Here is a 21,994-nt window from a genome sequence, read left to right as displayed (position 1 = left end):
AAGCCGCTGGTGGGCTGCGCGAAGCGCTTGCCGGTCCGCCTGGTCCACGGGCCCGGCGCGGTGTCCGGCATCGGCCGGCGGTTGTGGTCACCGCAGCGGTATGCGCGGTGGTCGGTGAAACGCAATGGTTGTGTCCCGGCACCGCAGACACCCGTGCCGCTCAACTCAAATCCCACCCTGCCGGCGGCTGGAACGCCGTGGGTGCGTCCGAGCGCCACGGGCACCCATGGCGTTCCACCCGACTGCCGGACAACGCGCCGAGGCGACACTCCCGGCCCTGCGCCCCGTGACCACCGCCCTCACGGGTAACCGCCGCCGCCCACCGACACAGTCGACGGCCGCCGAAGCGCTTCCCCACCACGCGCCATTGGTCCGCCGGTGCTGGGAGCCAGCAGGTGATCAAGGAGTTCGCGTCAGCCACGGAGATCGACTTCGACGCAAACTCCTTGATCACGGCTAATGGGGCTGCCGCCGGGCGGAACGAGGAGCGGCAGAGAAGGGTGATCATGAAGTTGACGGCTTCGGTGGAGATCAACACCGCCGTCAACCTCATGATCGCCGGGCCGGGCCGGGCCGGGCCGGGCCGGGCCGGGCCGGGGGAGGGGAGGGGGGTGACGTGACTGGTCAATCGGTATTCGTGAGTTCAAACTCCGCTGTTGTCACGACTTCGGCGTGTGGAACTCATCGGCCGGTCATGACTCATCGCACTGTGCCCCGCCTCCGCCTTCCGGTTTGATTGACATCAACCGATCAGGCGGTGGAGGCATCCGACATGGACGAACGGTACGACTCGTACTGCGCGGTCGATCCGCTCTTCTACGACTCGCTGGCGAGCACCACGGCCGAGGCCGACGGCTACTCGACCGGCCCGGTCCCGCCGGGCTGGGAGTGCGAGGCCAAGGACGACTGGATGATCCACGGCCCGGTCGACGGTTCCCTCCCCGCCCAGGGCTGGAAGATCCACATCTCCGCGTGCCTGGACAACGCCGAGCACGTCCTCGCCCAGGTGGTCGACTACTGCCGGCCCCGCGGCATCCCGTTCAAGCACCTACGCGGCCCGCGCCTGCTGCTCATGCGCAACAGCAAGTACGCCCGGCGCGGCGCCAGCGGGAAGTTCGTCACCGTCTACCCGCGCGACGACGCCGAGCTGGAGCTGACGGCCAAGGAACTCGCCGGCCTCCTCGACGGCGAGCAGGGGCCGTACATCCTCAGCGACCTGCGCTACGGCGACGGCCCGGTCTACCTGCGCTACGGCGGTTTCGCCGCCCGCTACTGCGTCTCCGCCGACGGGCAGACGGTGCCGGCGATCGAGGACGCGGACGGCGTCCTGGTGCCGGACCGGCGGGACCCGGTGTTCCACGTGCCGGAGTGGGTGACGCTGCCGGACTTCCTCGCCCCGCACCTGGCCGCCCGGAACGCGGCGACGACCACGGACCTGCCGTACCGGATCGAGAAGGTGATCCACTTCTCCAACGGCGGCGGTCTGTACGAGGCCCGCGACACCCGCACCGACGAGCGGGTGGTGCTCAAGGAGGCGCGCCCGCACGCCGGCCTGGACGCCACCGGCGCCGACGCGGTGACCCGGCTGCGCCGCGAGGCGCAGACCCTTCGGCGCCTCGCCGACGTGCCGCACCTGGTCCGGGTGCACGACGAGTTCAGCTTCGGCGGCCACGAGTTCCTGGCCCTGGCCTTCGTCGAGGGTCGCCCGCTCAACCAGGTGGTGGTGGAGCGGTACCCGCTGGTCCACCCGGACGCCGACCGGGCCGACTACACCCGGTGGGCCCTGGAGGTGCACCGCCAGGTCGCCGAGGCGGTCGCCGCCATCCACGCGCACGGCGTCGTCTACGGCGACCTGCATCTGTTCAACATCATGGTCGGCGACGACGGCGAGGTGACCCTCGTCGACTTCGAGGTCGCCACCAGTGTCGACGAGGCGACCCGGCCCGCGCTGCGCAACCAGGCGTTCGCCGCGCCCCGGGACCGCACCGGCACCGAGGTCGACACGTACGCGCTCGCCTGCCTGCGCCTGGCCCTGTTCCTGCCGTTGACCGCGATGCTGCGGCTGGCGCCCGCCAAGGCGGCGCACCTGGCCGACGTGGTCGCGGAGAACTTCCCGGTGCCGCGCGAGCTGCTCGACGAGGCGGTCGAGGTGATCGTGGGCGGCCGGCCGGCGGACCTCCGGCACGTCGTCGCGATCGACCCGGACGACTGGCCCGGCCTGCGCGACCGGATCGCCGAGGCGATCACCGCAAGCGCCACACCGGAACGCGACGACCGCCTCTTCCCCGGCGACATCCGCCAGTTCGCCGGCGCCGACGGCGGGCTCAACCTCGCGTACGGCGCGGCCGGGGTGCTCTGGGCGCTGCACGCCAGCGGCGCCGGCACCGACCCCGCGCACGAGCGGTGGCTGATCGACCGGGTCCGCCAACCCGCCTCCGGCAGCCGGCTCGGCCTCTACGACGGGCTGCACGGCATCGCGTACGTGCTGGACCTGCTGGGCCACCGGGACGAGGCGGTGCGCCTGCTCGACCTCGCCCTCGACCAGCCCTGGACCGAGCTTCGCGACGACCTGACCGGAGGGCTGTCCGGCATCGCGCTGAACCTGGCCCACTTCGCCGCGCGCACCGGCGAGCGGCGGTACGCCGACGCCGCCCGGCGAGCCGTCGACGTGGTGGTCGGACGGCTCGGCGACGTCGACTCGGTCGCCGAGGTCAGCGGCGGGCAGCACCCGTACGCCGGGCTGGCCCGGGGCGGGGCCGGCGTGGCGTTGATGCTGCTGCGGATGTACGAGCGGACCGGCGACGCCGATCTCCTCGACCACGCCCGCACCGCGCTGCGCCAGGACCTGCGCCGCTGCGTCCGCCGTGACGCCGGGCACCTGGAGGTCAACGAGGGCTGGCGGACCATGCCCTATCTGGCCGAGGGGAGCGTCGGCGTCGGGCTGGTGCTCGACCAGTACCTGCGGCACCGCCCCGACGACGAGCTGCGCGACGAGGCGACCGCGATCCGCCGCGCCGCCGACTCCCCGTTCTACGCGCAGTCCGGCCTCTTCGCCGGCCGCGCCGGGATCGTCGCGTACCTCGCCGAGCACGGTGACCGGGACGCGGCCCGACAGCAGGCCCGGCTGCTCGGCTGGCACGCCCTGCCGTACTCCGACCGGCCCGCCTTCCCCGGCGACCAGCTCCTGCGGCTCTCCATGGACCTGGCCACCGGCGCCGCCGGTGTGCTCGCCGCGCTCGCGGCGACCCGGCCGGCCGACCCGCTCCACCTGCCGTTCCTGACTCCGCTGCCCGACGCGCCGCGCGTCGCGGGCGCGGACCGAACGGCCACCGACCCCCCGGTTTCCCCGGGGCGATCCCGTACCGACGTGACCGGAAGGAGGTGAATCGACATGGTTCTGCTCGATCTCCAGGGCATGGAACTGCCGGCCGCCGAGCGCACCGGCGGTGGCAGCCGCGCCAGCCTGCTGCTCTGCGGCGACAGCTCGCTGAGCGTCACCACCTGCAAGTGATCCGTCCGACGACCGACGTCACACGAGAGAAACGAGGAAGCGACATGACTCTGCTCGACCTCCAGGGAATGGAACTGCCGACCGTCGAGCGCACCGGCGGTGGCAGCCAGGCCAGCCTGCTGCTCTGCGGCGACAGCTCGCTGAGCGTCACCACCTGCAACTGACGATCAGTCGCTTGGCCCCGGACCGGCGTACGCCGGCCCGGGGCCCGCGCCCGTGGGAGGCCCGATGACCCCCGCCGACCGGCTCGCGCTTCGCGCCGTGGCCTTCGCCGGATGGTGGACACCGTCGTTGGCGGTGCTCGCCGTGGTCGAGGCCGCTGCCGAACTGGCGCTCCCCGCCGTCCTGGGGCGCGCCGTGGACGCCGTGGTCGGCGCCGCCCCGCAGTCGTCGGCCGACAGGTGGATCGCGGTGGTCGCCGCGCTGGTGCTGGTGCTGATCGGCACGCGGGCGGCAAGCGACTTCGGCGACGGCGTGGCCGGGGCCCGCTCGGTCGCCGCGCTGCGGCACGCCCTGGTCCGGCACCTCTTCACGCTCGACCCGCGCACGGTGGCCCGCCGACCGGTGGGCGACCTGGTCGGCCGCCTGGTCGGGCAGGTCGCCGACGCCGGGCAGGCCGCCCCGACGGTCGTGCTGGCCGGCAGCGTGCTGCTGCCACCGCTGGGCAGCCTGGTCGCGCTCACCCTGCTCGACCCGTGGCTCGGCCTGACCTTCGTGGTCGGCCTGCTGCTCCTGGCGCTGCTGCTGCGGCGTTTCGTCAGCGAGGCGTCCGACGCGGTCGCCGGCTACCAGCGGGCCCAGGGGGATCTGGCCGGGCGGCTCGTCGAGGCGCTCGCCGGCGCGCGGACCATCACCGCCGCCGGCACCGCCGGGTGGGAGGTCGACCGGGTGCTCACCCCGCTGCCGGAGCTGCGCCGGCACGGCGTACGCACCTGGCGGGTGCTGGCCGGGGCGTCCGCCCGGGGCGCGCTGCTGAATCCGTTGCTGCAACTGGCGGTCGTGGCGGTCGGCGGCTGGTCGCTGTCGGCCGGTCGGCTGACCCCGGGCGAACTGCTCGCCGCCCTCCAGTACGCGGCGATCGGCGCGGGGCTGGGCGCCGCGATCAGCGCCGTGAACACCGCCGTCCGGGTCCGCGCCGGCTGCGCCCGGGCCGCCGAGATCCTCGACGAGCCGGCCCGCCGGCACGGCGCCCGCGACCTGCCGCCCGGGTCGGGCCGGCTGGAGCTGTGCGGCGTCGACGTCCGTGGCGACGACGGCGAGCCGCTGCTCGACCGGGTCGACCTGCGGGTGCCCGGTGGCACGCTGCTCGCCGTCGTCGGGCCGTCCGGCGCCGGCAAGTCCCTGCTCGCCGCCGTGGCCGGCCGGCTGCGGGACCCGGACGCCGGCGAGGTACGCCTGGACGGCGTACCGCTGCCGCAGTTGACGCCGGCGGCGCTGGGTCGGGCGGTCGGCTACGGCTTCGAGCGGCCCGTGCTCGTGGGCGACACGGTCGGCGCGGCGGTCGGCTGCGGCGACGACCCGGTGCCGCTGACCCGGGCGGCGCAGGTGCACGACGTGGTGCGGCTGCTGCCCGAGCGCTACCGCACGCCACTCGCCGGGCTGGCCCTGTCCGGCGGGGAGCGGCAGCGGCTCGGCCTGGCCCGCGCGCTACGGGCCGAACGGCTGCTGATCCTCGACGACGCGACGTCCAGCCTGGACACCGTCACCGAGCACCGGGTGGTGGACGCGATCACCGGCCCGCACGACAGGCGTACCCGGGTGGTGGTCAGCCACCGGGTGGGCACCGCCGCCCGCGCCGACCTGGTCGCCTGGGTCGACGGCGGCCGGGTGCGGGCGGTGGCGCCGCACGAGGTGCTCTGGGACGATCCGGCCTACCGGGCGGTGTTCCGGTCGTGACCACGGTGGGCGCGACGACCCGCGCGGCGCTGGCGCAGCGTCGCGGTCCGCTGCTGCGCCTGGCCGGCTGGTCGCTTGCGGAGGCGCTGCCAGCGGCGTTGACCGGGCTGCTGACCGCCCGTGCCGTGGACGACGGGTTCCTGGCCGGCCGGCCCGGCGTCGGGCTGGCGTGGCTGGGCCTGCTGGCGGTCGCCGTGCTCGTCGGCGCGCTCGGCACCCGGCAGGCGTACGGGCTGCTGGGTGACGTGGTGGAGCCGTTCCGGGACGACCTGCTGCGGCGGGTGGTGGCGGGGACACTCGCGGGCGCGACGGGCGGGCGGGGCGACGACGCGGCGGTGACCCGGCTGACCCACCAGGTGGAGATGGTCCGGGACACCTGGGCGGGCCTGCTGATGGTGGTCCGGGGTTTCGTGTTCGCCGCCGGCGCCGCCGTGGTCGGCCTCTGCTCCCTGGCCGCTCCGGTCGCGCTGCTTGTCACCGGGCCGGTCCTCGCCGGTCTCCTGCTCTTCGCCGCCGCGCTGCCGGCGATGGTCGCCCGGCAACGGGAGTACGTCCTGGCCGGTGAGCGGCTCGGCCGGGACGCGGTCGTGGCGGTGGCCGGGCACCGCGACGTCACGGTCAGCGGGACCGGGGACCGGGTCGTCGGCTGGCTCGGCGGTCACGTCGACGCGCAGGCGCGGGTGGAGCGGCGGCTGGCCGTCATGGCCGCCGCGCGGAGCCTGAGCCTGGCCGTCGGCGGGTGGCTGCCGGTGCCGCTGCTGCTGGTGGCCGCCCCGTGGCTGCTTCGGCAGGGCCTCGGACCGGGCGCGCTGCTCGGGGCGCTCGTCTACGTGGTCCGCGGCATCCAGCCGGCGCTGCACACGCTGTTCCAGGGCGTGGCGGCCGGCGGTCTCCGCTTCGTGGTCACCCTCGACCGGCTGCTGACGACCTGCGTACCCCCGGAGGGGTCGGCGGTCGCGGCGGCCCCGTCGCCGCGCGACCCGGCCGCGCCCGCGCTGTCGCTGCGGGCGGTGACGTTCCGGTACGGCCCGGACGCGGTGCCGGTGCTCGACGGCTTCGACCTGGTCGTGCCGGCCGGTGACCACCTGGTGATCGTCGGCGCGAGCGGGATCGGCAAGTCCACCCTCGCGGGCCTGATGGCGGGCGTGCTGCGCCCCGGGGCCGGCGCCGTCCACGTGGCCGGGACGCCGACCGCCACGGCCACCGCCGCCGAGCTGGCCGCGCACCGGGTGTTGATCCCGCAGGAGGCGTACGTGTTCACCGGCACGGTCCGGGACAACGTCCGCTACCTGCGACCCGACCTCGACGACGCGGCCATCGATCGGGCGGCGGACCGGATGGGCCTGGCCGACCTGGTGGCCCGGCTCGGCGGACTCGACGCGACGTTGCGGCCGGCGGGCCTGTCCGCCGGGGAACGCCAGCAGGTGGCGCTGCTGCGGGCCTGGCTGTCCCCGGCGCCGCTGGTCATCCTCGACGAGGCGACCTGCCACCTGGACCCGGCCACCGAGGCGCGCCTGGAGACGGCGTTCGCCACCCGGCCCGGGACGCTCGTGGTGATCGCGCACCGGATCAGTTCGGCGGCGCGGGCCCGCCGGGTGCTGCTGCTCGACGGCGGGTACGCCCACCTGGACAGCCATCGCGGCCTGCTGGCCGGTTCGGCGGCCTACCGGGAGCTGGTGGGCTACTGGGCCGGCGACGGGGTCAGATCCAGCAGGACTCCCGGGCGATCCGCACCGCTTCCAAGCGGGTCCGCGCCCCGGTCTTCGCCATGACGTGGGACAGGTGGTTGCGGACCGTGCCGGGGGACACGCCGAGCTTATCGGCGATCTCCCGCACCGGTACGCCGGCGGCGGCCACGTCGAGCACCTCCCGCTCACGCGGGGTCAACGGATTGTCCGCCACCTCCAGCGCGGCGACGACCAGATCCGGGTCGAGCACCACCTGACCGTCGGCGACCTGCCGCACCCCTTCGGCGATCCGTGCGGGTGGTACGTCCCGGTCGAGGAAGCCGATCCGGCCACGATGCGCGGCGAGCACCGCGCGGAGGCGACCGGCCCGCCGCCGGTCCACGAGCACCAGCAACCGGCCGCCGTGGTTGCCGTCGGCCGCGGCGGCCAGGCACACGAGCCGCTCCACCGGTACGACGTCGACGTCGATGACGGCGACGTCCGGGCGGACGTCCAGCAGCGCGTCGTGGACGGTGTCGGCGGTGTCGGCCTCAGCGACGACATCGATGTCCTCCTGGGTGGCGAGCAAATGGGCGAGCGCCCCCCGGACGAGCCGTCCCTCGATCGCGAGCAGCGTGCGGACCATGTCGACTCCCAGCCATGACCCCCGCCTTCCTGACCCAATGTGAACAGCCGATAACCAGCCGTCAGGATCTTATGTAAATCATTGGCTCGGCGACACCCGTATCCGGGTGTCGGCAATCAGATCCAACCGGCGTCGCGGGCCCGTTGCACCGCCTCCCACCGGTTCCGGCCGCCGGCCTTCCGCAGGAGGCTGGACAGGTGGTTGCGGACCGTGCCCGGAGCGAGGTGCAGCAGCGCGGCGATCTCCCGGCTCGGCAGTCCCTTCGCCGCGACGGCGGCCACCTCACGCTCCCGGTCGCTGAGCGGGTTGTCTGCGGTGTCGAGTGCGGCGAGCGCGGTCACCGGGTCGATGGTGCGGTGCCCGTCGGCGACCGCCCGCAACCGGGCGAGCATCTCCTCGGGCGGCACGTCCTTCGCGACGACCCCACGGGCCCGAAGCCGCAGCGCCGAGCGCAACACCCGGGCGGTCGGCCGGCCCGTCAGCACCACGACGGCGCAGTCCGGCACCGCGCCGCGCAACGCCGCCACCACGGCCCACGGTTCGTGCTCCGGGTCCTCACGTTCCGGGTCCTCGTGCTCCGGGCTCAGGTCGACGAGCACGAGATCCGGGTGGGCGGCGGCGAGACGGCACAGGTCGGTGGCGTTCCCGTCGCACTCCCGCACCACCTCGAAGTCGGGCGCCGACGCCACCACCCCGGCCACGAGCGTCCGGCACAACCCGGGCTCCCCGACTACGGCGACCCGTACCGTCGACGCCGGCTCAGTATCGTTCACGGGACCACTGTGCCCGACGCGGCGTCACCGATAACCTCGGCTGGCGAGACACTGCCGACCTTCCCGACATGTGGTCGGGTACCCCCAGACCCACTCCGAACCGGCCGTCCAGCGGTAGTGCTCCGACCGTGCCCGCGATGATCAGCTCACGGCATGTCGAAACGGGTACGGGGAATCGTCGTCTTTCTGGTCGTCGCGTTCGGCGGGACATGGCCGTACCTCTTCTTCGCCCGGTGGGTGATGGGCTGGTCGCTGGTGAATCCGCTCGTCCAACTGCCGGTGGCGATGATGCCCGCGCTCGGGGCCGTGGTGGTGCGGCGGTGGGTGACCCGAGAGGGGTTCGCCGACGCGGGCCTGCGGTTGCGGCTGCGCGGCGTGTGGCCGCACTGGCTGCTCGCGTGGTTCGCGCCGCTCGCCGTCACGTTCCTGGCCCTGGGCTGCGCCGCCGCCCTCGGCTGGTGGCGGCCGGACCTGTCGCCGGCCGGCGGGCCCGGTGGCATCGCGCCGCTGCTGATCCTGCAACTGGTGTCGACGCCGGTCTACTGGGGGGAGGAGTTCGGCTGGACCAGCTTCCTCTGGACGCGACTGGCGCCCGGCCGTCCGCGCGTGTCGGCGGTCGCGACCGGGTTCGTCTGGGCGGTGTGGCACTACCCGCTCGCCTGGCTCGGGTACGCCGAGTTCACCGACCACACCGTCAGCATGGTGCTGTGGACGGTGATGTTCATGCTGTTCCAGGTGATGCTGTGCTGGCTCTACGCCCGGACCGGCTCGGTGTGGGTCACCAGCCTGGCGCACGCCGGCAACAACATGGTGATGGGGCTGCTCACCGAGCAGTTGTTCGGCGAGCTGTCCACCGTGCGCAACATGATCTGCGTCGACGTGGCGCTGGCCCTGGTCTGCGTACCGCTGCTCTGCTCGGCCGCGTTCGGTCCGACGCGGCGCCGATCGTCGACCGCCCGTGTCTAGCCCGCCCGGACCTCCGGCCGGCGAGCGGCCCGCCGCTCGCGCCCCCACGCGGCCAACGGCCGGAGTGCCTCGTTGACGCGCCTGCCGTCGTCGGTGAGCGAGTATTCGACGCGGGGCGGCACCTCGTCGTAGGCGACCCGGAGCACGATGCCGTCCGCCTCCATCTCGCGCAGGTGCGAGGCCAGCACCTTCTCGGTGACACCCGGGAGGAGCCGCCGCAGCTCACCGAAGCGGCGGCACGGGTGCTCGTGGAGCGCCCAGAGGATCAGGACCTTCCACTTGCCGCCGATGACCTCCATCGCGGCGTCGATCCCGCACGTGTGCCCGTCCGGTGCGCCCGGCCGGTTCGATGTCGTCATGTCCCCACCCTCCGGCCTGCTCGCTCACCCCAGGGTAACCACCCACTCCGAAGTGCGTACTTGATCATCGTCGGGCCGGTGGCCAGCCTGGTCGACATGGCACCGAACACTGTGGAGAAGACACCCGTCACGCTGCTGGGCCTCGGCGCGATGGGCACCGCGCTGGCCCGCGCCTGGAACGCCGCCGGCCACCCACTCACCGTCTGGAACCGCACCCCGGCCCGCGCCACGAGGCTCGCCGGCGAGGGTACGCGGGTCGCCGGCACCGCCGCCGAGGCGGTCGCCGCGAACACCCTCGTCGTCACCTGCCTGCTTGACGACGCCTCGGTCGACCAGGCGCTCGCCGACGCCGACCTGACCGGCCGGGACCTGGTCAACCTGACCACAAGCACCCCCGCCCAGGCCCGCGCCCGCGCCCGGTGGGCCCATGAGCGCGGCGCCCGCTACCTGGACGGCGGGATCATGGCCGTCCCCCCGATGATCGGCGTGCCGGAAGCCGGCGGCTACATCCTCTACAGCGGCTCGGCGGCGCTCTTCGAGCGGCACCGGGAGACGCTCGCCGTCCCGGCCGGCGCCACCTACGTCGGCGCGGACGCCGGCTTCGCGGCCCTGTACGACGTGGCCCTGCTCAGCGCCATGTACGGCATGTTCGCCGGCACCGCGCACGCCTTCGCCCTGATCCGCAGCGAGGACATCGACCCCGCATCGCTCGCCCCGCTGCTCGCCGACTGGCTGACCGCGATGGCCCCCTCGGTCCACCAGACCGCCGGCCACCTGCGCAGCGGCGACTACACCAGGGGTGTCGTCTCCACCCTCGCCATGCAGGTGGCGGGCGTGCCGACGTTCCTGGACACCGCCGAGCAGCAGGACGTCAGCACGGAACTGCTCTATCCCTACTTCGCGTTGATGCGCCGCCGGCTGGCCGGGGGCGACGGCGCGGAGGGCCTGACCGGCGTGATCGACCTCCTGGTGCGCCGATAGCCGGTGGCGGTTTCCGCCTCGCGCCGGATGCATGTGACGCCGGTAGCGAGTCGGAAAGACGACTTCGGATCAGGAGCGGTGCACCGGTAGCATCAGCGACCCATTCATGTCCGTAACCGGGAGGCGGCCGGTGACCCTGCGGCGCACGCTTAGCGGGACCGCAACGGTCACCACTTTCGTCGTCGGCATGGCCCTCGCGCTCGCCACTTTCGCCTTCCAGACGACTCAGGAGTGGGTGGATGAGGGCGGGCACGAACACGCGTATCGCTGGCTTCTCCCGTCAGCAGTGGCAGTGGTGGTGATTGCCGCGGGGTCAGTCGTCGAAGTTGCCTATCTGCTCACGCGGCGAACCGACAAGGCTGACGTACGCGACGCCTACCACCAGTACGCCGCGGGTGTCATCGCCTACGGCCGGATTCTGCACGAGCAGCAGCGAGACCCTGCGGTGCTGCGACTCCGGGAGAACTCTTCACTCACCCTGCACGTCCTCGGCTTCCACGAACAACGCGTCGAACTCGGCGAGTGGGCCCTGGAGTCCGCGCAGTTCGTGGACGACAAGCTGGCGATCATCTCGATCCTCATCGACGACCTTGGCTGGGCCAACTACCTTCTCGGCCGAAACACCGCTGTGGTCAACATCGAACGTGCGATTCGGTACGGTGAACAACTACCCGACGGCTTCGGCGAACCCCGACGAAGTCTTCTGCTGGCCAAGGCGCATCGGCATCTCGGCGTGACCAGGACGACGCGCGACGGCGAGGCCCCCGAAGGGAATTTCGACCGTGCGGAGCAGTTGCTTGCCGGCGTGGCCGCTCTCGCGCCGCACGAGGTACGTGTGGACCTGGCCCACGTCGACTACGCGCGCTCGCTCGCCATCGTCACCCGACTGGGCGTGAACACCGGTGGCTCCATCGAGCCGAGTGATGCTCGGGGCACCGCCGCGCTCCGCGAGGCCCTCGATCTGGTCCGTCAGGCCAAGGCAGGTTTCCAGGCCGAGTCGGATCAGGGAAGGTACGCAAAGTCGCTCGTGCTGGAGATACGAATTCTCCAGGCGATACACGAAGATGCGGAGGCAGGACAGCTGGCAACACTGCGTGACCGGGCGGTGGCGGCATCCGTCTGGGCCCGGCCGGCGGGTGCCGCGTTCATCACTGGAAGGTGAGGCTATGGCAGAGCGGATCGACATCTACAACGCCAATCTGGAGCCGCGCGGGAGCATGGAGCGCATCCAGGCTCACCATCAGGGTGAATGGCACCGAACGTTCCATTGCTGGATCGTCTCCGGCGATGACGGTGGCGCGCTGCTGCTTCAGAAGCGGTCGGACACCATGCGCAACTTTCCGGGGCTGCTGGATGTGAGCGCCGCCGGCCACCTGGAAGCTGGCGAGCCGGTCATGGCCGGGCTGCGCGAGGTTGCCGAGGAACTCGGTCTGACCGTCGAGCCGGAGCGCCTGCACCACCTCGGTGAGCGGGTCGAGGTCGCCGACCAGTCGAACGGTCAACGGAACCGCGAGTACCAGTCGGTGTTCCTCTACCGATGCGACCGTCCCCTGGGTGTCTACCGGCCAGCCGCCGATGAGGTCGCGGCGCTGGTCTGGCTACCCGTGGCTGCGGGCATGGAATTGTTCACGGAGAAGGTCGACGATCTTGTTCTGCGCGGTCACACCTTCGAGCGGTCGGGCGGACAACGGTGGGAGGAGTTCACTCTTCCGGTCACTCGTGATTCCTTCCTACCGCGGATCCAGCGCTACTACCTGACGGCTCTGATCATGGCCGAGCGGCTTCTGTCGAACGCCGGCCCGCTGGCGATCTCGTAACGGGCGGGCAACGGATGGCAGTCATCGTCCTTGCCCGTCATGTCGAGACCGAGAAGAATCTGCGCGACATCCATGGCCCATCCGACCTCGCCTCGGTCACCGCCCGTGGCCAGGAACAGGTCACGCGACTGGCGCGTGCGATCCAGGCCGCCGCGGTCGGCGTGACAGCCGTCGTCGCGACACCCACCGCGCAGGCCGTCGTCTCGGCGCAACTGCTCGCGGGGCAGCTCGGAGTGCGGTACGAGGGAGAACTCGACCTGCCCGCCATCGACCTCGGGGTGGCCGCCGGCAGGTCGACAGCGGAACTGCGGACCGCCCACCCCCGAGCGCACCGGTCGCTCGACCGGTTCCGGACACGGGTGATCAGCGCGGTCGACCTGGACATCCCTGAGGCCGAGACCGCCCGCGATCTTGAGCGGCGACTGGTGGCGTGGTGGCGGAAAGATGGCCGGGACCGGTGCCCCAACCGTCTTGTGGTGGGTAGCAGTTCGACGGTTCTCATGCTCGCCCACCTGCTCAACGGCGTTCTGCCCAGCGATGCCCGCTACCGCTACCTGGCCACTCCCAACGGGAGCGCCCGGGTGTGGCGGGGTGAGGGTGACGCCTGGTCGGCCACGCCCGCCTTTCCGCGAGGTTCGTGGCCCGACATCGACCAACTCCGCATAGCGTCGCCCGACGGCGCGGTCGCCGTGACCAGGCACGTGCCGAGCTGGGCGGCGAGCCGCCGGACCATCGTCGTCATCCCCGGCTACTTCGGCAGTTCTAGGCACGGCCCGTACGGGCTGTACAACCGGCTGGCTCACGAATGGGCCTGGCAGGGTTTCGAGACATTGACGATCGACCCACTCGGGTCCGGGGACTCGACACCTGTCTTCCGCGACTTCACGTCCGAGGTACGGTCGGTCGAGATCGTAGCGGAGTGGGCTGCCCGACGCTCTTCGTCGCTACTGCTGGTGGGCCACTCCATGGGCGGAGCGACCGCGTTGCGGGCGCGGGACCGAGCCGGTGACCAGGATTGGCCGGTCTGGTGCCTCGCGCCGTTGTGCCGGCTTGTCGACTTGGCCCGGGTGTTCCTGCCGGAGCGGCAGCTTGACGAATTGGAGCACACCGGGCGTACATTTCGGCATGGGCTCGAACTGCGCCGCGACATGATCGACGAGGCGGGCGCCGCCTGGGATGCCCTCAGTGAGAATGTCGGCCGGGTATGGCTGGCCGGGAACGACAGGTACACCGCCGGGATGGATCTGACGCCGATCCCTCCTGATCTACAGGTGACGATCGAGGGCGCTGACCACAACTTCTCGACCAACGGCTGCTTCCCCCGCCTGTTGGCGTCGACCAGCGCCGCTCTCGCTGACATGGTCGGACCGATGCCGCAGGCAGGAGGCTGACCGATGGACGGACGACTCCACGCCGTGTGGACGGGACGGTTCCAGCCGCCGCACATCGGGCATCTGGCGGTGCTGAGGCGCAGCCTGGCAGCCCTGCCGCTTCCGCATGTCGCGGTGCTGACCACCCACTTCGGTTGGCGGTCGACAACCGACGACTACGGCCACCTCGCTGAGGCGGCATACGACCCGGTCCGCAATCCACTGACGGTCTGGGAACGGTTCACCCTGATGCGGATGGCGCTGGAGGGCGAGGGCATCGCTGATCGAGTGGCTTTGCTCATCGCCCCCCGCCACGACCTCGACTGGCAGTCCGTGGCTCAGATCTACCCGCCGAAGCGACTGATCTGCCTGACCGCGAAGGACAAATTCGAGGCCGCGAAGGAGACAGTGTGGCGCTCCAGGGGCGAGCAGGTGCACGTCTTCGCCGATCTGGCGGCGGCCGACGTGCTGACCACAACCGCTATCAAGGCGAAGGTGGCGGCGGGTACGCCCTGGGCCACGTTCATCCCACCGTCGTGTCACTCCTTCTTCGCGGAGATCGACGGCCCGCGCCGGGTCTTCGCCGCGGCGCGCGGGCACGTTCCACCCGATGTGGTCACCTGACGTCCGCCTTCCCCACCTCGCGGAGAACCAGGCCGAGAGTTTTGACCGCCGATCAGTATGGCTTTGACGCGTTCTTGCACTGACCGGTGTACCGTCCGTTGTGGCAGTCTGCCGGAAAGTGATCGGCAGGGTTTCTCGTGTGGTCTGGGAGCGCCGCTGATGCCTCGCCGTCCCATCCCCGCCGATCCGTCTATCGGCGACCGCATCCGGGCCCGCCGGGAGTTGCGCGGGTGGAGCATCCGCTACGCGGCCAGCCGCGCCGGCATCTCCCACACGTCCTGGTCCCGGATCGAACGTGGGCAGCAGCGCACCGACAGGTACATGGTCGTGGACCTGGCCGCCGCACTCGAATGCTCGGTGGTGGACCTGACCGGGCAGGCGTACACACCGGCCGACCGGCAGCTCGACGCCGCGCGCATCGACGCGGAGCGGGTCTGGCGGATCATGATGGACACGCCGATGACCGGGCGGTCCGACGCGCCGGCCACTGTCGAGCAGGTGCGTCGCGAGGCGACGCTCGTGCGTGGACTCTACGGTCGGTGTGACTACGCGGGCGCGTTGCGGCGGCTCGTCGATCTGGTGCCCGCGATGCACGGGCTGACCGAGCGGCGTGCGGCGTTGGCGGAGATGGTGCCGGTGTACGGCGTGGCGATGGGCTCCCTGCTGAGCGTCAGCTATCCGGCTCACGCCTGGCTGGCGGCGGAACGCTGCGCCGAGGCGGCTGCCCTGCTCGACGATCCGATCGCGGTCGGTGTCGCGACGGCCAACCGGGCGCGGGTGTCCGCCTACTCGGGGGCGTACCGGCCGGCTCGGGCGTGGTGCGACGCGGCGGCGGCCGATCTCGCGGGCAGCGCGGTGGGCGGCGCGTTGGACGTTCTGGGATTCCTGCACCTCGCCCGGGCGCATCATCTCGCCGGCCTGCGGGACCGGGCGGGTGCCGAGGACCATCTCGACGAGGCGGCACAGATCGCCGCGCGGACCGGGGAGACGGACAGGTGGGATCTCGCCTTTGGTCCGCGGAACGTGGCGATGTGGCGGATGGCGTTCCTGCTCGACACGGGCCGGCCGGAGGAGGCCATGGCGGTGGCGGCGGGTGTGGACCTGGCCGGTCTGCCGGCGGTGCGACAGGTGTACTTCTGGCTCGACATGGGGCGCGCCGCCGAGGCCGTCGGCCGGGATCGGGAGGCGGTGCGGATGCTGCTCGCCGCCGAACGGGTCGGCCCGCAGCACGCCCGATCGTCCGTCTCGGCTCGGGAAACAGTGCGTTCGTTGCTGCGTAGGGGAGCGACGTCGAGCGAACTGCGGGGGCTCTGCGAACGAATGAGCCTCACGACGTAGTAGTGGTGCGTAAGCGTTCCAGCCGTTCCGTGCACGTTCCGTAGCGTCCCGATCACAGGCGTGGCGGCGGCGTTCCTGCCGGATCCGCGTCTTTGAACCGGCGCGACGGAGGCGGGTCCTTTCGCCGTGCCTCGTGTCCAGAGGGGAGCACCGATGGGACAGGGCGAAAGCGCTGGCGAACAGGCTGACCGGGCGGAACGGGAGGCGGCGCGGCAGCGGATCATCGCGCAGGCCGAGGCGGAGCGGACACCTGTTGACGACATCACCCGGGCGGTGCCGGATCGGCGGTGGCGGCGTGAGCGGTGAGCGGGTGCCGATCGGTCGGCGGGTGGCCTACCTGCGGGTGCGCCGGAAGCTCTCGCAGCAGACGTTCGCCGACCGGTTGGGCAAGTCGAAGAGCTGGGTGGACAAAGTCGAGCGCGGCGTGCGGTCGCTGGAACGGGTGTCGACGATCCGGGAGATCGCGGCGGTGCTGCGGGTCGACGCCGCCACCCTGCTCGGCGACGATGCCCGGCCCGCCGGGACGGCCGAGCGCACCGAGGGCGTCACGCGTATCCGCGCGGCTCTGTCCACGTACGGGATGACGCCGGCCCGCGACGACGTGCCGCCCGATCGGTTGGTCCAGGCGGTGCGGCACGCATGGACCACCTACCAGTACGCCCGGTATCCCCAGTTGGTCGAGCAACTGCCGGCGTTGCTGACCGGTGTCCAACGGTGGCAGGCGCGGGATACGCAGGCGGACCGTGCGGCGGTGGTGGACGCGTACCGGGTGACGGCGGCGCTGCTGACGAAGCTGAATGAGGCTGGCCTCGCGTGGTTGGCCGCGGATCGGGCGATGGCCGTCGCGGCGGGGGACCGGGTGTTGCTGGCCTGCGCGGCGGTGCAGCTCGGTCCGGTGTTGCGGGCGTCGGCGCGGGCACGGTCGGTGCTGCTGGCCGCCGCGTACCGGATCGCGCCACGCGACCTGGATTCCGGTACGCCGGGGGAGGTGTCGCTGTGCGGGACGTTGTTGACCCAGGCGGCGCTGACGGCGGCCCGGGCAGGCAACGGGCGCGCGGCCGGTGACCTGCTGGACGAGGCGGGGGAGATGGCCGCCCGGGTGGGCGACGGGTGCGACCACCACCGGACCGCGTTCGGGCCGGCTGCCGTGGAGGTGGCGCGGGTCGTGGCCGCCGTGGAGTTGGGTGACGGTGCGGAGGCGGTCGCCCGCCACGAGTCCGCGATCGAGGGGCAGGGGTGGCGGTGGTTGCCGCTGGACCATCGCGCGGCGCACCTGGTGGACGCCGCGCGGGCGTACCTCCTGGTCGGTGACGCCCAGAGCGCGGCGAAGGTCCTGGCGCGGGCGGACCGTCTCGCGCCGGCCGAGGTGCGGCACCGGCCGGCGGCGCGTGAGGTGGTCGCCCAGGTCGCCCGGTGCGCGGACGCCGCTGCGACGCTCGGCCGGCTCGCCCGGGGCCCCGGGGTGGTCTGAGGTAGTGCAAAAAACCTGCAAACGCCAGCCCTTGCCATCCACGAAAGCGCTTTCATACGATTGCGTTACATCGATGTTTCATTTGCGGACCGGGCTCCGCGAATGAATGAGAGCGGCCGGCGACGCGCCTGATCGCGTCGCGGCAATTCACCTTTCCCTTTTCGGCGACAGCTGGCTGTTCCGGCGTGCCCGAATACGAAGCGAGGCGGAAAATGAAACGACCAGTCGCACTGCGACTACAGGCCGCAATGGCAACGGCGGCGGTGGGAGCCGCGGTGGTGGTGGCGCTGCCGACCCCCGAGGCGTCGGCGGCGGCCGGCGTCGCCACCGGCTACGCGACCCAGAACGGCGGGACCACCGGCGGCGCGGGCGGGCAGACGGTACGCGCCACCACCGGGACCGCGATCCACACCGCCCTGTGCAACCGGGCCAGCAGCAGCACCCCGATCATCATCGAGGTCAGCGGCACCATCAACCACGGCAACACCGCGAAGGTCTCCGGTTCGAGCTGCAACACGGCGGCCGGCGTGATCGAGCTGAAGCAGATCAGCAACGTCACCATCATCGGGGTGGGCGGCGGCGCCGTCTTCGATCAGCTCGGCATCCACATCCGCGAGTCGCGCAACATCATCATCCAGAACGTGACCGTGCGGAACGTCAAGAAGTCGGGCTCGCCGACCTCCAACGGCGGTGACGCCATCGGCATGGAGAGCACTGTCCGCAACATCTGGGTGGACCACGTGACGCTTGAGGCGTCGGGTGGGGAGTCGGAGGGCTTCGACGGCCTGTTCGACATGAAGAACGACACCCAGTACGTCACCCTGTCCTACAGCATCCTGCGTAATTCCGGTCGCGGCGGGCTGATCGGGTCGGGTGAGAGCGACCGCTCGAACAGCTTCATCACGTTCGACCACAACCTCTACGAGAACATCGACTCCCGTACGCCGCTGCTGCGCGGCGGCACCGCCCACATCTACAACAATCACTATGTGAGCCTGCACGAGTCGGGCATCAACTCCCGGGCCGGGGCGAAGGCGAAGGTGGAGAACAACTACTTCCGCAACTCGAAGGACGTACTCGGCACCTTCTACACCAACGAGCGCGGGTCCTGGCAGGTCAGCGGCAACATCTTCGACAACGTGACCTGGTCCGCCACCGGCGACGAGAACTACCCGGCGGGGCCGAACCCGACGTCCAACACCACCGTCGGCATCCCCTACTCGTACCGTCTCGACGGGGCGAGCTGCGTGCCGGACATCGTGCGGCAGACCGCCGGCGCGAACACCGGTCTGCGGGTGTCCGACGGCAACTGCACGCCGCAGTCCCCGCCGCCGACCACGCCGGGGCCGACCACGCCCGCGCCGACCACGCCGCCGCCGACGACCACGCCGCCGCCGTCCGGCGGGACCAACCTGAGCCTCGTCTCCGGCGCCGGCGCGGACGGCTCCAGCAAGGCCAGCGGCACCAGCTACGGCAACGTGCGTGACGGCAACCTCGGCACCTGGTGGTCGCCGTCCGGTTCGACCGGCACCATCTCGATCAAATGGGGCTCGGCCACCCGGGTGTCCCGGGTGGTGATCCGGGAGCCGTCCGGTACCCAGGGTTCGATCGGTTCCTGGCAGCTGGTCAACAACGACACCGGGGCCGTGTTGGCCGCCGGCAGCGGCGCTGGCGCCATCAGCTTCGCCGCCACCTCACTGAAGAAGATCAACTTCAAGATCAACAGCTCCAGCGGTACGCCGAGGGTCGGCGAGTTCGAGACGTACGCCTGACCGGCGCAAACGAGGCGGGGGCGGCCGGATTGGCCGCCCCCGCCCCTGTGCGTCCCTCCGTCAGAGGGTGAGCAGTCTTCTCATGACCTCTTTCTCTCCGTGCCTCAGCGCTGGAGGGTGAGCAGGCCCGGGCGGTAGGGCAGGAGGCCGTAGTCGCCGCCGGAGTTGGGGGAGCGGCCCTGGTAGAGGAGTTGGAGGTTGCAGGGGTCGACGGTGAAGGTCTGGTCGGCGGTGGTGCGGATGAGTTCGCCGTGGCTGATGTCGTTGGTCCAGGTGGCGCCGCTGTTGGCCTTGCCGGCGAAGGGGTTGCTCTCGCTGGTGGCGTTGGGGGTCCAGGAGCCGCCCAGGCTGGTGGCGGTGAAGGAGCGGAAGTAGCGGCCCTGGGAGCCGATGGCTTCGACGATCATGAGGTAGCGGGTCTGTCCCTGGAGTTTGTAGACCTGGACGGCTTCGAACAGGTTGTTCGTGCTGTCGCTCATGATGGTGGTGTAGTTGGAGCCGAAGTTGCCGGGGAAGTTCCCGATCGGCATGCTGGCGCGGTAGATCTTGCCGTTGTCGCCGGCGAAGAACAGGTACATGTTCTGGTCGTCGGCGATCAGCGTCTGGTCGATCGGGCCGGTGCCGGAGCCGGAGATGCTGCCGGTGAACAGGGGCTGTGCCGAGGACCAGCCGTTGGGGTTGGTCGGGTCGGACGAGGTCTTGTAGGAGAACGCCGTGCCGCCCCACTGGTAGGCGAGGACCCAGATGTTGCGCGGGGCGAAGTAGAACAGGGTGGGTGCGACGGTGCCCTGGTTCATGCCGTTCTGGCTGGCCGAGGCCATGTCGGACCAGTTGGTGAACGGGCTGAAGTTCATCGAGCCCCACGACGAACCGGTGTTGTGCGTGGTGGCGTAGACCAGGTGCTTACCGTTGTAGGGCACCACGGTGAAGTCCTTCAGCGACACCCAGCCGGACTTCGGCTGCGCCAGCGCGCCGGTCGAGGACCAGCGGTACGACGTCGGCAGACTGCACGTGTTGTTCGGCGGCGGCGTGGTCGGCGGTGGCGGCGTGGGCGAGCTCGTCGGCGACGTGGTCGGCGAACTGGTCGGTGACGTGGTGGGGTTGGTGGTGCCGCCGGTGCAGGTGACCCCGTTGAGGGTGAAGCTGGTGGGGGCGGGGTTGCTGCTGTTCCAGGCGCCGTTGAAGCCGAACGAGGTGGTGCCGTTGGTGGGGATCGAGCCGTTGTAGCTGACGTTCTTGGCGGTGACGGCGGCGCCGCTCTGGGTGACGGTGGCGTTCCATGCCTGGGTGACGGTTTGTCCGGCGCCGTAGTTCCAGGTGAGTGTCCAGTTGGACAGTGAGTCGCCGAGGTTGGTGATGGCGACGTCGGCGCCGAAGCCGCCGCCCCACTGTGCCGTCACGGTGTACTTCACCGAGCAGCCGGCAGCCGCGGCCCCGGCCGGCAGCGCCGCGACGACTCCGGTCGTGGCCAGCAGCACGGCGCCGGCCGACGCCAGGCCGACATTGGCGGCCCTAAATCTAGGCATAACGCTTCCTCCTGTGGTGGTGGCGGCCGGTGCATTCGCGGGGATGATTGTGTTGTGAACGTTAACAGCCGCGTCAGGTATGTTACGGGAGCGCTCCCAGGGGCTCAATGGGGGAAATTCTTAAGAAAGACGCCCGGCGATCAACCGATTGCCGGGCGGGTGGACGACGATGGCCCGGTGTCGCTGCTGCGGGCGGTGGGTCAGGGGGTGGCGCAGGGGGTGTTGTCGGTGGCGCAGGCGGCGGGGGCGTTGTGCAGCGGGTCCGGGTCGCGGATGTCGAAGCGGATGGTGACCGACCCGTCGGGCGGCAGTTCGGCGCCGGTGAACGTGACCACGGTGCCGTCCTGCGCCGCCTCGGCACCCTCCACCGAACCCACGGTGGCGTTGTCGCCGATGGTCACCGTCACCGTCCACTCCGGGCGTGGGACCTGGCCCGGGTTGCGCAGCACGACCTCGCCGCGATAGCCGAACACCCGGTCGGTGACGGTCTGGTAGGTCGCGGCCAGCGGAAGGGCGGCCGGCGGCGTCGGGCTCGGCGTACGGCTGGTGGAGGGGGACGCCGACGGCGACGGCGAGGCGCTGCGACGGCTGGCGCTCGGCGTGGGCCGGGCGGTCGTGGGCCGGGGCGACGCGCTGGCCGTGGTGGAGGGCAGGACAAGCGGCGGCGGTGACGGCGGCGGCGCCTCGGACGCGGCCGGGGTGTCCCGGTTCGCCCACAGCGCCGCTGCGGTGGCGGCGCCGAGCAGCACCACCGTGGCGACGGCCAGCAGCACCCGCCGCCGGGACCGGCGTCGCTTGTCGCCGGACAGCCGGACCACAGGCAGTTCCGCGGTCAGCCCGCCCTCGGCGCGGCGCAGGTCGACCTCCTGGAACGCGAGCCAGTCGAGGATCGCCGGTAGCCGTCCGGTCACCGCCTGCCCGTGCTGCGCGGCGCGGGCCTCGGCGTCCCAGTCGCCCTCCTCCAGGACCTCTCGCACGGAGAGTCGGGTGCCGTGCGCGGTGGGGACCAGGTCGCAGGCCAGACGGGTGGCCCGACCGGCTTCCCGGCACCGTACGACCAGCCGTTGGGCGACGCGCAGCTCGACCACCTCGACCTCGGTGTCGGCCTGGTAGCCGGACAGCCCCGCGGTCGCCAGCACCCAGCGGTCGTCCTCCGACGTGCTCTCGGCGAACCACTTGGCCAGCAGCGACCGTTCGGTCAACGCCTGCCAGATCCGGGCCGACGGATGGGACAGGTCGACCTCGGTGACGATCTCGATCACGCGGAGACTCTAGGG

General features: G+C 71.7%; 21 protein-coding genes. 16 read left to right on the top strand and 5 right to left on the bottom strand.

Features of this window, described 5'->3' with window-relative positions; translation table 11 throughout:
• Positions 1-395 precede the first annotated feature (395 nt).
• The 6 genes from O7602_RS14655 (at position 396) to O7602_RS14630 (ending at position 7,179) form a co-directional block, all read left to right on the top strand.
• Positions 396-620: a hypothetical protein gene (locus O7602_RS14655; protein WP_281589689.1), complete on the top strand. Its 225-nt coding sequence runs from the start codon at positions 396-398 to the stop codon at positions 618-620.
• A 152-nt stretch (positions 621-772) separates the two neighbouring features.
• The gene (lanKC, locus tag O7602_RS14650) at positions 773-3,385 is read left to right on the top strand and encodes a class III lanthionine synthetase LanKC (RefSeq protein WP_281589687.1); all 2,613 of its coding nucleotides are present in this window, start codon (positions 773-775) and stop codon (positions 3,383-3,385) included.
• A gap of 6 nt (positions 3,386-3,391) precedes the next feature.
• Positions 3,392-3,511 carry a SapB/AmfS family lanthipeptide gene (locus O7602_RS14645; protein ID WP_281589685.1) on the top strand — a complete coding sequence of 40 codons (120 nt, stop codon included), beginning with the start codon at positions 3,392-3,394 and terminating at the stop codon, positions 3,509-3,511.
• A gap of 44 nt (positions 3,512-3,555) precedes the next feature.
• Complete coding sequence (locus O7602_RS14640) at positions 3,556-3,675, top strand: SapB/AmfS family lanthipeptide (RefSeq protein ID WP_281589684.1); 120 nt, start codon at positions 3,556-3,558, stop codon at positions 3,673-3,675.
• 64 nt (positions 3,676-3,739) lie between these two features.
• Complete coding sequence (locus tag O7602_RS14635; protein WP_281589683.1) at positions 3,740-5,407, top strand: ABC transporter ATP-binding protein; 1,668 nt, start codon at positions 3,740-3,742, stop codon at positions 5,405-5,407.
• Positions 5,404-7,179 carry an ABC transporter ATP-binding protein gene (locus O7602_RS14630; RefSeq protein ID WP_281589681.1) on the top strand — a complete coding sequence of 592 codons (1,776 nt, stop codon included), beginning with the start codon at positions 5,404-5,406 and terminating at the stop codon, positions 7,177-7,179. Before O7602_RS14635 ends, O7602_RS14630 begins: the two co-directional genes overlap by 4 nt.
• Here O7602_RS14630 and O7602_RS14625 read toward each other — a convergent pair.
• Both O7602_RS14625 and O7602_RS14620 read right to left on the bottom strand, forming a co-directional pair.
• Positions 7,109-7,720 carry a response regulator transcription factor gene (locus O7602_RS14625; protein WP_281589679.1) on the bottom strand — a complete coding sequence of 204 codons (612 nt, stop codon included), beginning with the start codon at positions 7,718-7,720 and terminating at the stop codon, positions 7,109-7,111. The genes O7602_RS14630 and O7602_RS14625 overlap by 71 nt on opposite strands.
• A gap of 116 nt (positions 7,721-7,836) precedes the next feature.
• Positions 7,837-8,493 (bottom strand): response regulator transcription factor, encoded by a 657-nt coding sequence (locus O7602_RS14620; protein ID WP_281589677.1) that lies wholly within the window; start codon positions 8,491-8,493, stop codon positions 7,837-7,839.
• 153 nt (positions 8,494-8,646) lie between these two features.
• On the opposite strand from O7602_RS14620, the gene O7602_RS14615 reads away from it, so the two are divergent.
• Positions 8,647-9,459, top strand: a complete 813-nt coding sequence (locus O7602_RS14615; protein WP_281589675.1) for a CPBP family intramembrane glutamic endopeptidase — start codon at positions 8,647-8,649, stop codon at positions 9,457-9,459.
• Here the strand turns inward: O7602_RS14615 and O7602_RS14610 are convergent.
• The gene (locus O7602_RS14610; RefSeq protein WP_281589673.1) at positions 9,456-9,818 is read right to left on the bottom strand and encodes a helix-turn-helix domain-containing protein; all 363 of its coding nucleotides are present in this window, start codon (positions 9,816-9,818) and stop codon (positions 9,456-9,458) included. The genes O7602_RS14615 and O7602_RS14610 overlap by 4 nt on opposite strands.
• 96 nt (positions 9,819-9,914) lie before the next feature.
• Here O7602_RS14610 and O7602_RS14605 point away from each other — a divergent pair, with 96 nt between their 5' ends.
• The 9 genes from O7602_RS14605 (at position 9,915) to O7602_RS14565 (ending at position 19,191) form a co-directional block, all read left to right on the top strand.
• Positions 9,915-10,799 carry an NAD(P)-binding domain-containing protein gene (locus O7602_RS14605; protein ID WP_281589671.1) on the top strand — a complete coding sequence of 295 codons (885 nt, stop codon included), beginning with the start codon at positions 9,915-9,917 and terminating at the stop codon, positions 10,797-10,799.
• A 130-nt stretch (positions 10,800-10,929) separates the two neighbouring features.
• Positions 10,930-11,961, top strand: coding sequence for a hypothetical protein (locus O7602_RS14600; protein WP_281589669.1), 1,032 nt, complete (start codon positions 10,930-10,932; stop codon positions 11,959-11,961).
• Between the two features lie 4 nt (positions 11,962-11,965).
• Complete coding sequence (locus tag O7602_RS14595; RefSeq protein ID WP_281589667.1) at positions 11,966-12,616, top strand: NUDIX domain-containing protein; 651 nt, start codon at positions 11,966-11,968, stop codon at positions 12,614-12,616.
• A 14-nt stretch (positions 12,617-12,630) separates the two neighbouring features.
• Complete coding sequence (locus O7602_RS14590) at positions 12,631-14,007, top strand: alpha/beta fold hydrolase (protein ID WP_281589665.1); 1,377 nt, start codon at positions 12,631-12,633, stop codon at positions 14,005-14,007.
• A gap of 3 nt (positions 14,008-14,010) precedes the next feature.
• Entirely contained in the window at positions 14,011-14,610 is a 600-nt protein-coding gene (locus O7602_RS14585; protein ID WP_281589663.1) for a hypothetical protein, read from the top strand.
• A gap of 192 nt (positions 14,611-14,802) precedes the next feature.
• Positions 14,803-15,948, top strand: coding sequence for a helix-turn-helix transcriptional regulator (locus O7602_RS14580; protein WP_281590308.1), 1,146 nt, complete (start codon positions 14,803-14,805; stop codon positions 15,946-15,948).
• Between the two features lie 153 nt (positions 15,949-16,101).
• Complete coding sequence (locus O7602_RS14575) at positions 16,102-16,254, top strand: hypothetical protein (RefSeq protein ID WP_281589661.1); 153 nt, start codon at positions 16,102-16,104, stop codon at positions 16,252-16,254.
• Positions 16,244-17,419, top strand: a complete 1,176-nt coding sequence (locus tag O7602_RS14570) for a helix-turn-helix domain-containing protein (RefSeq protein WP_281589659.1) — start codon at positions 16,244-16,246, stop codon at positions 17,417-17,419. Before O7602_RS14575 ends, O7602_RS14570 begins: the two co-directional genes overlap by 11 nt.
• Positions 17,420-17,631: 212 nt before the next feature.
• Positions 17,632-19,191, top strand: a complete 1,560-nt coding sequence (locus tag O7602_RS14565) for a polysaccharide lyase family 1 protein (protein WP_281589657.1) — start codon at positions 17,632-17,634, stop codon at positions 19,189-19,191.
• A 104-nt stretch (positions 19,192-19,295) separates the two neighbouring features.
• Here O7602_RS14565 and O7602_RS14560 read toward each other — a convergent pair whose 3' ends face one another.
• Positions 19,296-20,717: a non-reducing end alpha-L-arabinofuranosidase family hydrolase gene (locus O7602_RS14560; protein WP_281589656.1), complete on the bottom strand. Its 1,422-nt coding sequence runs from the start codon at positions 20,715-20,717 to the stop codon at positions 19,296-19,298.
• A 200-nt stretch (positions 20,718-20,917) separates the two neighbouring features.
• The gene (locus O7602_RS14555) at positions 20,918-21,979 is read right to left on the bottom strand and encodes an SRPBCC domain-containing protein (protein ID WP_281589654.1); all 1,062 of its coding nucleotides are present in this window, start codon (positions 21,977-21,979) and stop codon (positions 20,918-20,920) included.
• Between the last annotated feature and the right edge of the window lie 15 nt (positions 21,980-21,994).

Origin of the sequence: Micromonospora sp. WMMD1128, from assembly GCF_027497235.1 — a bacterium.
GTDB lineage: Bacteria > Actinomycetota > Actinomycetes > Mycobacteriales > Micromonosporaceae > Micromonospora.
The sequence above is the reverse complement of the archived record's forward strand: the minus strand, read 5'-3'. Positions and strand labels throughout refer to the sequence as shown.